Source organism: Flavobacteriales bacterium, from assembly GCA_016716605.1.
Lineage (GTDB): Bacteria > Bacteroidota > Bacteroidia > Flavobacteriales_F > PHOS-HE28 > PHOS-HE28.
Map to the genome: position 1 here is coordinate 2,353,874 of JADJWA010000001.1, position 16,258 is coordinate 2,370,131.

At 59.9% G+C, this 16,258-nt stretch carries 9 protein-coding genes; 8 read left to right on the top strand and 1 reads right to left on the bottom strand.

All coding sequences use genetic code 11. The features are described 5' to 3' along the window. The first annotated feature begins 293 nt into the window (after positions 1–293). The 5 genes from IPM12_09420 (at position 294) to IPM12_09440 (ending at position 12,233) form a co-directional block, all read left to right on the top strand. A complete protein-coding gene (locus IPM12_09420) occupies positions 294–980 on the top strand; it encodes a hypothetical protein (protein MBK9148018.1) in 687 nt (228 codons plus the stop codon). Continuing rightward, positions 977–3,013: a hypothetical protein gene (locus IPM12_09425; protein ID MBK9148019.1), complete on the top strand. Its 2,037-nt coding sequence runs from the start codon at positions 977–979 to the stop codon at positions 3,011–3,013. Before IPM12_09420 ends, IPM12_09425 begins: the two co-directional genes overlap by 4 nt. A 223-nt stretch (positions 3,014–3,236) precedes the next feature. Then, on the top strand, positions 3,237–8,777 hold the full coding sequence (locus IPM12_09430) for an FG-GAP repeat protein (GenBank protein ID MBK9148020.1): 5,541 nt from the start codon (positions 3,237–3,239) through the stop codon (positions 8,775–8,777). A gap of 45 nt (positions 8,778–8,822) precedes the next feature. Continuing rightward, a complete protein-coding gene (locus tag IPM12_09435; GenBank protein ID MBK9148021.1) occupies positions 8,823–9,842 on the top strand; it encodes a T9SS type A sorting domain-containing protein in 1,020 nt (339 codons plus the stop codon). Positions 9,843–9,959: 117 nt separating this feature from the next. Beyond that, the gene (locus tag IPM12_09440; GenBank protein MBK9148022.1) at positions 9,960–12,233 is read left to right on the top strand and encodes an aconitate hydratase; all 2,274 of its coding nucleotides are present in this window, start codon (positions 9,960–9,962) and stop codon (positions 12,231–12,233) included. 70 nt (positions 12,234–12,303) lie between these two features. Here the strand turns inward: IPM12_09440 and IPM12_09445 are convergent, their stop codons facing one another. Beyond that, the gene (locus IPM12_09445) at positions 12,304–12,963 is read right to left on the bottom strand and encodes a PorT family protein (protein MBK9148023.1); all 660 of its coding nucleotides are present in this window, start codon (positions 12,961–12,963) and stop codon (positions 12,304–12,306) included. 143 nt (positions 12,964–13,106) lie between these two features. Between IPM12_09445 and IPM12_09450 the strand changes: the two genes are divergently transcribed. From IPM12_09450 to IPM12_09460, 3 genes are all read left to right on the top strand, one after another. Continuing rightward, positions 13,107–14,270, top strand: a complete 1,164-nt coding sequence (locus tag IPM12_09450; GenBank protein ID MBK9148024.1) for an OmpA family protein — start codon at positions 13,107–13,109, stop codon at positions 14,268–14,270. A 129-nt stretch (positions 14,271–14,399) separates the two neighbouring features. After that, positions 14,400–14,756: a four helix bundle protein gene (locus IPM12_09455; protein ID MBK9148025.1), complete on the top strand. Its 357-nt coding sequence runs from the start codon at positions 14,400–14,402 to the stop codon at positions 14,754–14,756. 135 nt (positions 14,757–14,891) lie between these two features. Next, entirely contained in the window at positions 14,892–16,256 is a 1,365-nt protein-coding gene (locus IPM12_09460; protein ID MBK9148026.1) for an MFS transporter, read from the top strand. Positions 16,257–16,258: the final 2 nt, after the last annotated feature.

The following is a 16,258-nucleotide window of genomic DNA, read 5'->3' on the forward strand; positions in this document are numbered from 1 at the left end:
CGACGATCAACGACATTTTGATCGGGGTCGAGGAAGGCGAACCATTGGTGGAGGATACGAGCGTGTACCTGGATGCGGCCTGGAGGTGCCCAGAGGAAAGCCGATTGCGACGGATCGTCACCGAGATCGCCCATCTGGAAACGATCGGTCGCGCGGTGACGGAGCGGTTCCAGTTCACGCTGGTGGTGCAACCGAACCCGGGCTGGGACGACCGTTTCATGCGCATCCTGCCCGCTGGCAGATCCGGTTGGTGGATCATCCGCATACCAGCGCCGTTGCTCTGGTCTCCGCACATGAGCGATGAGCTCCTGGTGTTCATGCTGCTTCATGAGATGGGCCATGCACTGGATGATTCCGAACCGGAACAGATGATGGCATCGGAACTCATGTCGGATCACTGGGCAACAAGCGTTGGATTGACGGCCTATTACGGCGATGAGCGCGCTGCCGAGCTCCGCCCCCGCATCGCGCAGGATTTCCGTGAATATCACAAGGACATCTATACCCTCGAGACATTCGATCGGTCTTCCTGCGAAACCGGCCGCTTGAATGACTACCCACGACTCGCGTGCCGTTTGGAATGCATCCGTGACCCGCAGTGGGCCGCATCCGTGAGAGGTTCGGGTTTCACTTTCCCAGACTCGTGCTGGTCCACACGGCCATGTGGCCCGCGTTTCAATCCAGCTCGGGAGTGGGCGCGCGGTGATTGCTACCGTGCGGACGAGGGCGGAGGAAACCCCCTGGTCGGAGTGAGCGAACGGCTTGAATCGCTCAACGAGCTGCATGGCGATCTGGATGGGAAGTTCTGTGAGCGACGCCCCGAACTTTGCGGGCTCAAGCAGCCGGAGCGCAACAAGCAGCTGGCGGCGGAGATCCGCTACTTGCGGATGCGAGAACGGCGCATCGAATCCCCGCTTGACCGATCGATCCGAAGACTGCGCAGGTTGAACACCGAGATTCTGCTCAAAGACAAGCCATGATGCGTTGGTCCGCACGGTGCCTGGCGCTTGCCTTCGCGGCTCTTGCGCTTGCGCATCCATCCAGCGCACGCGATGCCTGGCCGTCGTTCGACCGCTTCACCACCTGCTTCAACCGCAACCAGCCTGATTCGCTCCGAGCGCTTGCTCAGGAATTGCGTGCTGCCAGCGATCCGTATGATCGGCACCTCGGCATCCTTGCGCTGGCCGGTGCCCAATTCCGCACCGATGACCTCGCGACATGCACGCGTACGCTCGATAGCCTCGAACGGGTCGTCGCACGAGATGCTTTGGCCGTTCGCGCGGTGGCCCAGCGCATCCGCTCCATGCTCATGAGCGCCGTGGGCGATCCGGAGCGTGGCGTGCTTGAGGCTGATCGCGGTCTCGCCTTGTTGAAGGGTGGGAAGCTGCCCGAGGAAGAAGTGGCCTTGATGGTCGTGCGCGCGGAGGCCCTCACGCAGCTGGATGATCTTGATGCCGCGCTCCATCAATTCGCCGAAGCACAACGCCTCACTGCTGAGGTGAACTACCTCCGTGGCGAATGCCTGGTGCGCATCGGCTTAGGCAACATCCGCTACAAGCAGGGGCGCTATGATGAGGCCTGGCAGGACTACCTGCGAACCTTCACCGTCGCATCAGCCAACGGTTTCGATAAGGTGGCCCAGAGCGCCTTGGGCAACCTGGGTGGCGTGGCCACCATGACCGGCAAGTACGACCTCGCCGTGCACCTCTACGACAGCCTGCTCACGCTGCTCGGCCCACGGAGCGCGGAATTGCGCGCGCGCCTGCACGGGCAGAAGGGCTACGTGCTGATCGAGATGGAGGACTACTCTGCAGCGGTGCAAAGCTGCAAGCGCTCCATCGCGCTTTCCGACTCCATCGGCGATCTGCGAGGCAGCACCGATGTCTCGCATGACCTGGCTTATGCCATGTGGCAGCTCGGTGAACGCGATGGTGCGATGCGCTTGATGCACCAAATGCTCGCAACAGCGGTCCAGCGCAACTGGGCCGAACAGCAGCAGTACATCCACCTGGATCTGCACGACTGGTACAAGGAACTGGGCCGCAGTGAACAAGCGCTCCTGCACATGAGCCGCTACAGTGCGCTGTCCGATTCCCTTTCGCGTGTCCGTTTCTCGCAGCAGATCGCGCATTCGGAGATCGCCTTCGAGACGGAACGGAAAGAGCATCGGATCGCGGAGCAGGACCAGGCCCTGCGGATTGCCGAAGCAGAGGATCGCCGTAAATCCATGCAGCGCAACCTGTCCATAGCATTGGTCGCCGTGCTGCTGGTGGTCGCGGTGGTGCTCTGGCGGAGCCTTCGCATCCGCAGGAAGCTCGCCGCGCATGAGCGGGAGCTGCACGCCCAACGGGTTGACGAGCTCATGCACCAGCAGGAGATCAAGGCCATCAATGCCATGCTGGAAGGGCAGGAGAAGGAGCGCGACCGCGTGGCCAAGGACCTGCACGACCGGTTGGGCAGCATGCTCAGCGCCATCAAGCACCAGGTCGGTGCACTGGAGCATGAGGTGCAATTGGTGCGTGCGGATCAGGGCACGCAATACACCAAGGTGAATCGCATGCTCGATGAAGCGGTGGGCGAAGTGCGCCGCATCTCGCACGACATGATTGCCGTCACGCTCTCGCGTTTCGGTTTGGGCAAGGCGCTGGAGGATCTCTGCGACACCGTGCGCATCAGTGGCCGCCTTGGGGTGGAGTTGCGGGTCTTCGGACTGGAGCAGCGCATGGACCGCTCGCTGGAGATCGTGGTGTACCGCATGGTGCAGGAACTGGTGAGCAACGTGCTCAAGCATGCACAGGCCACCGAGCTGAGCGTGAACGTGACCCGCGAGCCGGGTCGATTGAGCGTGATGGTGATCGACGATGGCAAGGGCTTCGATGCCCAGGCCCAATCCGCAGGCATCGGCCTCGGCAACGTGCGTGCGCGTGCCGCCGCCATTGGTGCAGTTGTGCGCGTGGACAGCACACCCGGCAAAGGCACCACGGTGAGCGTGGAGTGCCCGATCGTGGAGTAGCTGGCAGGTTTCGCAAGTCGCTGCATCGCAGAGGCTTGCAGTGAATTACCGGTTTTCTGGTATTGTGGTGGGATAGGGGCGCGGCGTGCTTTGTTCTCGTCCTGGTCGAGCACCGATTCGTGGTGCTTGACTAGCATCAAAAGCACCAACGATGTCCCCACTCTACGCACGCTCCTTCCGCATCCTGATCATCGCAGTTTGCCTCCTTAGCGCATGCGTGCCCGTGGGCACGGAGGACCACATGCCTGAACGGACCCCTCTGAAGTCGGTCGCACAAGCAGAGAGGCCGACGCCGTGGCTTCCGATCCTGGGCGCGGCTTCCTTCCAGCCCGATGGCCCGCAACTGCCCGAGTTAGAAGGCGCGGGCAACGCGGCTATCCCCGAATACTGGTATGCCAGCATCCAAGCCGATATCGCCGCCAGCGAGTACCACATCAACTGGCGTGAGGACCTGGGAGCGTACCAGAGTCCCAACCGCGCTCAGGACCTGCGGATCACCTACCGCCACGATGGCTTCCGCGTGCAACCCCGTGTCGATGGCGAGGCATGGGAGGTGGAGCTCACCCTGGATCGCATCGGTAAGCCGGGCGATTGGTCAACCCCGTCTGACTCAGCATCCATGAGGGCTGAGGGTACTACGCTTGTCGTAGACCATGGCAACTTCACCATGGATTACCAAAACCGCGAGGAGGGGATGCGGCAGAACTTCGTAGTAAAGGACCGGCCGCGGGGGTATGGCAGCCTGGAGGTGCGGATCAGGGCGACCAGCGAGTTGAAGGCCATCGACCAAGGGGGGGGGCACATTGCTTTCTGCGAAGCTGTGAACAACGGCTCGAGTTACACGCCAAGCGTCTGGTACAAGGACTTGCATGTGTGGGACGCTCAAGGCGATACGCTCGAAGCTTCTATGCACTTGGAGGGGGAATACATCGCTGTTACTGTAGTGGAGGAAGATGCGGCCTATCCGATCACCATTGACCCCATTGTGACAAGCGCACCATGGATCGCGAATGGCTTGGTGCATAATCAGCAGTTCGGCTTTAGTGCAGTAATGGATGGCGACCTGAACGGAGATGGGTACGATGATGCCATCATTGGGGCACCTGGCTACGCGAGCAGCATCACGGCCGGTCGGGTGTATGTCTATCACGGGTCATATAGCGGGCTGCCATCAATTGCAACACTTACGCTCAATCCCACGGCAGGTACGAGCTGGTTCGGGAACAGCGTGGCATATGCGGGCGATGTGAACAATGATGGATTTGACGATGTGATTATCGGTGCGGAAGGCTACAGCAATGGCCAGGCCAATGAAGGGCGGGCGTACGTCTACTATGGATCTGCGGCTGGGCTTATCACGGCAGCCCCATGGACCGTCGAGAGCAATCAAGCGGGAGCCAATCTCGGTTCTAGTGTTGCAAGAGCGGGCGATGTGAACAACGATGGTTATGACGACATCATCATTGGTGCAGAGGGATACAGCAATGGCCAAGCTGGTGAAGGTCGCTCATTCGTTCACCTTGGGTCCGCTGCTGGTGTTCAAGCCGCAGCAATATGGTTCGCAGAAAGCAACGTAGCCTCCTCTAGGTTTGGATGCAGCGTTTCCTCCGCTGGAGATGTGAATGGAGATGGGTTTGACGATGTGGTCATTGGGGCATTGCTTTATAACAACGGTCAAGCAGGTGAAGGAGGGGCGTTTGTCTTTCACGGCTCGGCTCTTGGGCCATCGGCGACCCCGAATTGGAGCACTGAATCCAACCAGGTGAACGCATACATGGGCATCGATGTGAGCTGGGCAGGTGATGTGAACGGCGATGGATTCGATGATATCCTCGTTGGGTCAAGTGGATTCAACGGCGGGCAAGCAGGTGAGGGTCGCGCTTCCGTTTTTCACGGGTCGGCGTCTGGTCTATCGGCCTTGGCGTCATGGACAATGGAGACCAATGTCGTGTTTGACAGTTTCTCAAGTACGGTTGAAGGCGTTGGTGATGTGAACAGCGATGGATTCGCCGATGTATTTGTCGGATCCATGACGAGCGGAAAGGCGCGGATATACGGCGGCTCAGCTGCTGGTCTCATGATCGTGCCGATATGGTCCGAGCCTTTCGTTTACTCGAATTTCGGTGCAAGTGGTGGATCCACAGGCGATGTGAACGGAGATGGGTTCCTCGACCTCATTATTGGCACGGGCATTTATCCACATTCTAACACGCACGGAACTGCATTTGTCTTCATGGGTGGCCTGAACGGGTTCGGCTCAACGCTGGCCTGGTTCGAGGATGCGAATCAGACGAATGCGGGTTTAGGATTTTCTGTCAGTAGCGCGGGCGATGTCAACGGTGATGGCTTCAGCGATGTCATCATTGGTGCACCCAGTTATGACCTCGGTCAGCTCGACGAAGGAGTGGCGTTTCTCTATCACGGATCAGCGAATGGCCTGTCTGGCGCGCCGATTCGAATACTACAGGGAAATGTGGCGAATGCGCGGTTCGGCGGTTGGGTTTCCACGGCTGGTGACGTCAATGCGGATGGATTCGCTGATGTGATCATCGGGGCCCCGCACTGGAACGGCTTGCAGGGGCGTGTTTACCTGTACTTGGGCTCATCGGCAAGTGTTCCGCTGGTCGAATCGTGGACGTACTCACCGGCAGCTGGATTGATCTATTTCGGATTAAGGGTCTCTGCTGCTGGCGACATTGATGGGGATGGGTACAGTGATTTTCTTGTGGGCACTTTACCTGGTGCCTTTTATGTATTCGAAGGCACTTCCACAGGAGTCCCTGGCATACCGACCGTAGTTAGCGGAGCAGGAATCGCCTTGTCTGGGGCAGGCGATGTGAATGGGGATGGTTACAGTGACGTGATAGCAGGTTGCGGATATTGCGGTGTTCCGATCAACTCAGGGTCGGCTTCGGTTTATTTGGGGTCGCCTGCGGGTCTTTCGGCCGTTGCCTCCTGGACGAACACGATGGGGCAGATCAACTCGTACTTTGGGATAAGCGTGAACTCCGCTGGAGATGTGAATGGTGACGGATATTCAGATGTTGTCATTGGAGCTTACGGCTATAGCAATGGACAGGCTGGCGAAGGATCCGCCTTCATCTTCCATGGGTCTTCAACAGGGTTGCCGGTGAACCCTGATGTAAGCATCGAATCGAACCAGAGTGGGGCAAGTTTAGGCTGGGGCGTTGCATGCGCAGGAGACGTGGATGGCGATGGTTATAGCGAAGTGGTGATCGGTGCCCCGTACTTTGATGCAGGCCAGCTCAATGAAGGCGCCGTGTTCATCTATCGTGGTGGATCTGCAGGTCTTGCGACCACAGCATTCTGGTCGGCCGAAAGCAACCAGAGCAATGCGAACTTCGGCTGGAGCGTCTCAAGCGCCGGCGATGTCAATGGCGATGGGTACAGCGACATCGTGACGGGCACTCCATTTTATGATCGTGGCCAGGCAGATGAGGGTGCGGCATTCCTCTATCACGGCAGCGCCTCCACACTTGCCGCTCAGGAAAGTTGGACCGCAGAGTGCGACCAGGCGAATGCGCAATATGGTTGGAGTGTCGCTACTGCTGGTGATGTGAATGGCGATGGGTTCAGTGATGTTCTCGTCGGAGCACCGCTTTTCGATAATGGCGAAGTAGATGAGGGAAGGGCCTTCATCTACAATGGCTCGCTTGCCGGTCCTGCAAGTTCCCCATCGTGGATCAATGAAGGTAACCAAGCAGGTGCCCGGTATGGTCATTCTTTGGCTGGGGCGGGGGATGTCAATGGTGACGGCTACAGTGATGTCATCATCGGGGCACCCCAGTATGACAATGGAGAGGTCGACGAAGGGCGAGCGTATGTTTATCTGGGCAGTGCAAGCGGCGTCGCTTTGCCCGCTTCGTGGACCACCGAAAGCAATCAAACCGGTGCGCAGCTCGGCTATAGTGTCGCGAGCGCTGGTGATGTCAATGGTGACGCCTTCAGCGAGGTCATAGTTGGGTCACCATACTACGACAACGGCCAGATTGATGAGGGTATGGTGCAAGTATATCATGGTTCGCTAGTCGGCCTTTCCATTCTGCCGAATTGGTCGGCAGAGAGCAACCAAGTTGGGGCTCGCTTCGGGGAGAGCGTGGCAGGAGTCGGTAGCTTGAACAACGACCCTTTTGGAGACGTGGTCATCGGCGCCCCGGGCTGGGATAATGGCCATGTTGATGAAGGCAAGGCATACGGCTATCACGGTTCCATCGTCGGGCTGGCGGCTATTCCTGCTTGGCAAAGTGAGGGGCAGACCACGAACAGGCGATTCGGGCAGAGCGTCTCAAGTGTTGGCGATGTGAACGGTGATGGATTCAATGAGGTCCTGATTGGCGGTGCGAACGGTTCTTGGATCTATCACGGTGGAACTGCGGGAATAAGCCTGAGCCACACTACAACTGCACCTGCGTTCACCAGCAATGCGAGTTTACCCTTCGCAGGAAACCGTTGCGCCGGCGCGGGCGATGTGAACGGCGATGGTTATAGCGACGTGGTAACAGGGGAAATCACTTTCGACAACCCTCAGGTTGATGAAGGGAGAACGATTGTGTCGCACGGTTCTCCCGGAGGTATTGGCCTGCTCCCAAATTGGGCCATGGAAAGCAATCAGGCGGGATCCGGTTTTGGGATTGCGGCCAGCAGTGCAGGCGATGTGAACGGTGACGGTTATGGTGATGTGATCGTAGGCGCCCACCTTTACGACAATGGTCAAGCGGATGAGGGTAGGGCGTTAATCATCTACGGGAACAATGGGACCGGATTAAGGCACAATATGCGCCTATACAACAACGATCTTGCTGCACCAATTAGTTCCGCCAATACCACTTCCGGTACATTCGGGGCAGGCCTCTACGCGAAGCCCTTCCTTGGGAGCCAGTTCGTCAGGAGCGTATGGGAAACAAGGCTTCACGGCCAGGCATTCAGCAGTGGAGCTGGTCGGATCACGAACAGCACTGCGTCTACGGCTCAGCAAGTTGCAAGCGGCTCATCGGGAACCGGCGGGACTGAACGAAAAGATGTGGTCACCAAGCTATCGGGCGGGGGGCCAGTGAACGCCACCCGCGTTCGCGCACGGCTCCGATACAGCATGGCCACCGCCATCACGGGCCAGGTGTTCGGCCCGTGGCGCTACATGCCCGGCTTCCACGACGGCCACGGCACGCACAACAACATTCCGCTTCCAGTGGAGCTTTTGTACCAGCAGGCAACCTGCGAGAGCAAACAGGTGCTGCTCGAATGGGCCACCGGCAGCGAACTCAACAACAGCCACTTCGTGGTGGAGCGGAGCGAGGAGGGCACGGAGTGGAAGGACGTGAGCGTGGTGCCGGGTGCCGGAACCAGTTTGCAATTGATTGAATACCGGTGGACAGATGATGATCCCTCGAATGCACAAGTGGTTTACTACAGGCTACGCCAGGTTGATCTGGATGGGCGTGAGGAAGTCTTCCAGATGATTCCTGTGGCGAATTGCGGCGGTAGCAGCGCAGTGATCACGGCCTACCCGAATCCGGCAACAGACCTGCTGCACGTTTCCATCAACGTTGCCGAAGCCATCGACGGCGGTCGCTTGGAATTGCGCGATGCCATGGCGCGTCCGGTCTACAGCAAGATCCTATCGGTTGAGGCTGGGCAGAGCACCATCCAATTCGACATGAGCGGGCTGGCGTCCGGGTCCTACCTGCTTCAGCTTACCGATGCGCGCGGCGCCACCGTGGACAAGATCCACGTGGTGAAGCTGTGAGCCCTCGAGCGATCAACGGAACAGGAACGAACAAACCCCATGGCCATGAACACACCCTTACGCGCTCTCTCATTCGCATTCGCGAGCGTCTGCGCGACAACCCTCGCCGCCCAGCCGACCTTGACCAGCTCCAACTACGTTCCGGTTTTCGGCATGGAGCGGGAGTATGAATGCGCCTCGATCGCTGATCCCGGTCCGGTCGGTGCCGATGCGATCTGGGATTTCTCCACCGTGGATCCGTTCTTCGACTGGGACATGAGCTATTACGATCACACGCAGGATCAGTACGCCGCCGATTTCCCCAACGCTACGCACGGCGGTAACGCAGTGCATGCCGATAACTTTTATTATGCCGCAAGTGCCACGGGCATCGAGATGCTCGGCTTCAAGTACTACGACGCCGGGCTCAACCAGCCCTTCTTCGACCTGGCAACGGATCCCCTGCTGTTCCTGCCCTTCCCATGCGCATACGGCACAGCATGGGATGATGATGGTGCGGGCACGTACCGTACTTATGAGACGGCCGGAGTGCGCACCTACGTGGCGAACATCACCGGAGAAGCAACCGGTTATGGCACGCTCATCCTGCCCAACGGCACCTACAATGATGTGCTGCGCGTGGATTGGGTGCGTTACATCAACGTGAACAACCTGGAGGTCGGCTACGAATGGACGATGTCATCGTTCTACCTGGCAGGTTTTCCGCTCCCTGTGGCGGAATGGGAGCGCAAGAAGACCTGGATCCTTGGAGAACTCCTGGATGATCCGTTGGAAGGCAAGTTCTGCTGGTTGCTCGATCCTGCGATGCAACTCGACAAGGATGAAGCGCCTTTCGCTTTCTCCGTCACCCCGAACCCGGCCGAGGACCAGGTCGTGGTGCAACTCGGGGTGGTGGACCCAGCCGCTGTGGTCAGCATCTCGGATGCGGCTGGCCGGTTGGTGATGCAGCGTCCGGCATCGGGCGATCGGTTGGTGCTGGACATTGCTGACCTGCAACCCGGCGCCTACCAGCTTTCCGTGATGACAGCCGGCACAGCGCAGGCGCGACAGTTCATCAAGCTGTAAGCAGTCCGGTCAGGACCGTGCGGGAGGCTCCCGCTCCTCGTCACGATCCGTAATGATCGGGCCCGATTCCCATGCACTTGCGGGCGCTACTTTCGCGGCCGCAAATCCAGCCTATTGATGAGCCAGATCTTCGACTTGGAAATGATCCGCGCGGTCTATGGCCGCTACCCCGCCCGTATCGCCGCTGCCCGCAAAGCGGTTGGTAAGCCGCTCACCCTCTCGGAGAAGATCCTCTACGCCCATCTGTGGGACGGCGATGCGAAGACCGCCTTCGGCCGCGGCAAGGATTACGTCGATTTCGCGCCCGACCGTGTGGCCATGCAGGACGCCACCGCGCAGATGGCCTTGCTGCAGTTCAGCACCACCGGCCGGAAGACCGTTGCTGTGCCCAGCACCGTGCATTGCGATCACCTGATCCAGGCGCGCGTGGGCGCGAAGCAGGATCTGCAGGACGCGCTGCTGAAGAGCAACGAGGTCTTCAACTTCCTCGAGAGCATCAGCAACAAATACGGCATCGGCTTCTGGAAGCCGGGCGCCGGCATCATCCACCAAGTGGTGCTGGAGCAGTACGCCTTCCCGGGCGGCATGATGATCGGCACCGACAGCCATACGGTGAACGCCGGTGGCCTGGGCATGATCGCCATCGGCGTGGGCGGTGCCGATGCCTGCGACGTGATGAGCGGCCTCGCTTGGGAACTCAAATGGCCCAAGCTCATCGGTGTGAAGCTCACCGGCAAGCTCAGCGGCTGGGCCAGTCCGAAGGATGTGATCCTGAAGGTGGCGGGCATCCTCACCGTGAAGGGCGGCACGGGCGCCATCGTGGAGTATTTCGGCCCCGGCGCCGAGAGCATGAGCTGCACGGGCAAGGGCACCATTGCCAACATGGGCGCGGAGATCGGCGCCACCACCAGCACCTTCAGCTACGACGACTCGATGAGCCGCTACCTGAAGGGAACCGGCCGCGCGGAAGTGGCCGCCATGGCCGATGCGATCAAGGAGCACCTGCAAGGCGATCCGGAGGTCTATGCCGATCCGGCGAACTACTTCGATCAGGTCATCGAGATCAACCTGAGCGAATTGGAGCCCCATGTGAACGGTCCCTTCACGCCGGACCTGGCGCACCCCATCAGCGAGTTCGCCGCAGCCGTGAAGAAGAACGGCTGGCCCGCCAAACTGGAAGTGGGCCTCATCGGATCATGCACCAACAGCAGCTACGAGGACCTTACCCGCAGCGCCTCGCTCGCGCAGCAGGCCATCGACAAGAAGCTGAAGGCGAAGAGCGAATTCACCATCACGCCGGGCAGCGAAGTGGTCCGCTACACCGCTGAGCGCGATGGCCTGCTGAAGACCTTCGATGCCATGGGCGGCGTGGTGCTCGCGAATGCCTGCGGCCCATGCATCGGCCAGTGGGCGCGCCACACCGATGACCCGAACCGGAAGAACTCGATCATCACCAGCTTCAACCGCAACTTCGCGAAGCGCAACGATGGCAATGCCAACACGCACGCCTTCGTCGCCAGTCCGGAGATCGTCACTGCGCTGGCCATCGCCGGAGATCTCACCTTCAATCCGCTCACCGATTCGCTGATCAACGAGGAGGGCGTGAGCGTGAAGCTTGATGAGCCGAAAGGCCTGGAGTTGCCCCCGAAGGGCTTCAGCGTGCAGGACCCCGGCTACAAGGCCCCCGCCGCCGATGGCAGCGCCGTGAAGGTGGAAGTGAAGCCCGACAGCGAGCGCCTTCAGCTCCTCGAGCCCTTCCCCGCGTGGAACGGCAAGAACATCTCCGATGCCGTGGTGCTGATCAAGGCCAAGGGCAAGTGCACCACCGACCATATCAGCATGGCCGGTCCTTGGCTGCGCTACCGCGGCCACTTGGACAACATCAGCAACAATACGCTGATCGGTGCCACCAACGCCTTCAATGGAGAGACCGACAAGGTGAAGAGCCAATTGACCGGCGAATACGGACCGGTACCGGCCACCCAGCGCGGCTACAAAGCCGCTGGCGTTCCCAGCATCATCGTGGGCGACCACAACTACGGCGAGGGCTCATCGCGTGAGCATGCCGCCATGCAGCCGCGCCACCTCGGCGTGAGCGCCGTACTGGTGAAGAGCTTCGCGCGCATCCACGAGACCAATTTGAAGAAGCAGGGTATGCTCGCCCTCACCTTCGCCAACGAAGCCGATTACGACAAGATCCAGGAGGACGACCGCATCGACTTCACGGACCTCACCGCCTTCGCGCCGGGCAAGCCGCTGACCCTTGTCTTCAAGCACAAGGGCGGCAGCAGCGACACCATCGCCTGCAACCACACCTACAATGCCCAGCAGATCGAGTGGTTCAAGTCTGGCGGCGCGCTGAACATCATCCGGGCGCAGCAGAAGGGCTGAGCTCATTCGCCATCTGAAATGAAGAAAGCCCCTCCGAAGAGGGGCTTTCCTTTGTCACTGATCAACTCGACTAGTTGTCCCAGCCGAAGAACCACATGAACGAGAGCTGATTCCCGGTATTCAGCGTGATCGTGGCGGCTTCGAATTCGGTATCGTCATCCTTGCTGATGTCCGTGAGGCCAAGGAAGCCGCGATACCCTACGCCCCAGCCGGCTTCGTTGATGTAACCAAGGCCGTAGGTCCAGCCGAAGTCCGTGCCGTTCAGGTAATCCTTGTACTTCTCCTTGATCTGATTTCCGCTCCCGTCAACGCTGTCGAATTCGCTTTCTCCATCAACACTGGCACCGAGCAGGAATGCGAGGTAGGGTCCGGTCTCGAAGTACAGGCCGAAGTTCAAGCGGTAGCGCGCCTGGATCGGGACGCTGAGGTAGCTGATGGAATAGGGCAGTGTTTCCGTGCCCCCGTTCGCATTGATCGTCTCGTACTTAGCGCCTTGGCCGCTGTACAGCAGCTCAGCGAGAATGGAGAAATTCCCATTCCGACCTAGCCCGTAATTGGCGATTCCGCCCAGGTGCAGCCCGAGTTTGCTCTTGCTCACGTAACCGCTCTCGTTGCTTGGAAGATTGGTGATGTTCAACCCGGCCTTCGCGCCGAACTTCAGGCCCTCGCCTTGGGCCATTGCACCGGTGCCGATGGCCGCAGCGCTGAGGATGGTAAGCAGTCGTTTCATGTGTTGTGATTTGTGTTTGGGCGGGCAATATAGGCTAGTCGTCTGTGCAGATGCACTGAGCTTGGGCACGGTGCTTGCCAAGCGCGCCCCCATCTTACGGGCACGCGCTACTTTCGCCCGCCTCGCATCTAAAGCACCAGCACATGCGCCATTTCACCATCGTTCTCGCATTCGCCGCCCTCAATTCCGCCTTGGCCCAGCCCATCGACACCGCCCGCACCTGGGTGGTGAACGGCGACTTCGAGCAGTGGGAGGGCAAATCGAAGCTCAAGCGCCCGGGCGGCATCCAGTACGCCAAGGGCTGGAGCAGCGCCACCAGCAAGAAGGCCGACCTTTTCAGCGAGGTGGCCACGGTGGAGAGCACGGTGAGCACCCCAAAGAACTTCGCCGGCGAGCAGATGGCCCTGAGCGGCAGCAACTACGCCGGCGTGCGCTGGTGGAGCTACCAGAACAAGGAGCCGCGCACCTATATCCAGTCGCAGCTCAAGAGCAAGATGAAGAAGGATTCGCTTTACTGCGTGCGCTTCTACGTGAGCCTCGGCGATCTGAGCAAGTACGCCACCGGCGAGCTCGGCGCCTGGTTCAGCAAGGACAAGACGGAGAAAGACGATCCCGCCAGCCTCACGTACGAGGTGACCGTGCCTAGCGTGCGCACCAAGATCTACAACGACATGTTCAGCTGGCAGGGCGTATGCGGTACCTACGAGAGCAAGGGCAACGAGGAGTGGATGATCATCGGGAACTTCGCCGCCACCGAGAAAACGGACAACACGAAGTCCAAGCGGCCCAAGGGCGAGACGCGTCCGCAGGTCTTCAGCGCCTACTACTACATCGACAATGTGGAGGTATATCCGGTGAAGAACCGCAATTCCTGCTCCTGCGAGCAGCTCAAGGATGCCGAGAGCGAGTACATCTTCAGCCGCAAGGGCGTCACCCCTCCCGGCCTGAAGCCGAAGGATCGGGCCGAGCGCCAGACCATTTATTTCAAGCGCTTCCAGCGCAACATCGATCCCAGCATGGAGCCCTGGCTGGAGGACATCAAGAAGGCCATGACCGAGGATCCCGCCATGCGCATCGAGCTCACCGGCCACTTCGACGCCACCGAGATGGACCGCACGCGCATCCGCCCCGACCTGGCCGAACTCTCGAAGGAGCGCGCCGAGGCCGTTCGCGATGCGCTGGTGGAGATGGGCATCGATGCCGGGCGGATCACAGTGAGCCACAAGGATGCCAGCGAACCAGCCGATGACAGCGGCAACGAGGTGGGCATGAGCAAGAACCGGCGCGTTACCGTGGTGGTGAAGTAGGGGGCGTGAATGCCTTGGTGCGAGGTGCTAAGGTGCAGTGGTGCTAAGGTGCAACGGTGCGCTTGGCGTTGGCCGGGGACAGAAAGTCGTTCGCGGTGTGATTGCTAGCTTGCGTAAAAGCCCACGCACATGGCAGCCTTCAAGGACTTCGAGGAGATCGTCGCTTGGCAACGAGCAATCGACCTCAGTGCTTCGGTCTACCCACGGTTCAAAGACCATCGGGATTTCGGTTTCCGAGACCAGATCCTTCGGGCCAGTGTTTCCGTGGCGAACAACATCGCCGAGGGATTCAACAGCGGCTCGAACCGGAAGTTCCGCTTTTACCTGACCATTGCCAGAAGCTCGTGCGATGAAGTGCGTTCGATGGTGATCCTGGCCGAGCGGATCGGTTACTTGAAGAGGGAAGAGGTCGAGGTGCTTCGGACGGAGTGCATGCGGTTGAACGGAACCATCCTTTCGCTGATCAAATCCATGCGGGTGGACTGAATCAAGAGCTGGGCGGAGTGACTGGAGCCTTTGGCATATTAAGCTGGCTGGCCCTGATGAACGAATAGGATTAAGGCCCATCCAAGGCCGTTGTGCACCTTGGCACCCTGGCACCTTGGCACTGGAGCACCGTACATGAGCACGAAGAACGACCCCAAGGTCATCCGCGCATGGACCTTCTACGATTGGGCCAACTCAGTCTATTCGCTCACGATCACGAGCGCGGTGTTCCCGATCTTCTATGCGGCCATCACCAAAGGCGAGGAAGGGGAAGATCTGGTGCTGAACAGCGCCATCGGCATCCCTGCTCAGTCGCTCTATTCGTATGCCCTCTCGGCGGGCTTCCTGATCGTGGCGGTGATCGCCCCCTTGCTCAGCGGCATCGCCGACAGCCGCGGCAACAAGCTCGCATTCCTCAAGGGGTTCTGCTACCTCGGCGCAATGTCCTGCGCGGGCCTGGCTTTCTTCACCCTCGAAGGCATTTGGTGGGGCCTGGGCCTTGTGGCGCTTGCCTGCATCGGCTTCAGTGGCAGCCTCGTGTTCTACGATGCCTTCCTTGTTGATATCGCCGGCAAGGACCAACACGACAAGGTGAGCGCGCGCGGTTACACCATGGGCTACATCGGTAGCGTGATCCTGCTCGTCATCAACCTGCTCATGGTGATGAAGCCCGATTGGTTCTCCCTGCCGAAGAGCATCACCATCGGCGATGTGACATACGGCGGCGTGCCAGCACGGGTCACCTTCATCACGGTCGGCCTCTGGTGGGCGGGCTTCGCGCAGATCGCTTTCCGTCGCCTGCCCAAGCGCACGCCCGCAGCCGATGGCCGCGATGGCGTGCTCTGGAGCGGCTACCGTGAATTGCGCAAGGTGTGGCGGCAGCTCATGTCCACAGTAAGGCTGAAGCGCTACCTGCTGGCCTTCTTCGTCTTCAACATGGGCATCCAAACGGTGATGTACCTCGCCGTGATCTTCGCCGAGCACGAGATCAAGACCGTGGACGAGTACGGTGAAGTGGCACCCATTGCACCGGAGAGCCTCATCATCAGCATCCTTCTCATCCAGCTGGTCGCGGCCCTCGGTGCTGCGCTCTTCGTGCGGCTCAGCGCGCGCTTCGGGAACATCCGCGCCCTGGCCATCGGCGTGGCGGTGTGGGTAGGCATCTGCACGGCCGCCTACTTCACGCGGTGGACGCATGAGTTCTACATCCTGGCAAGCTGCGTGGGCCTGGTGATGGGCGGTTGCCAAGCACTGGCCCGCAGCACCTACGCCAAGTTCCTGCCAGAAACGAATGACACGGCCTCCTACTTCAGTTTCTACGACGTGAGCTACTACGTGGGCACTGTGCTGGGCACCATGATCTTCGGCGTGGTGTTCCAGCTCACCAATGACCTGCGCAACACGGCGATCGCGTTGTGCACCTTCTTCATCCTAGGCCTTGTGTTACTGCTGCGCGTGCCGAAGGAGGAGGTGCGAATCTCAGAGGCCGGAGTGGCCTGAGG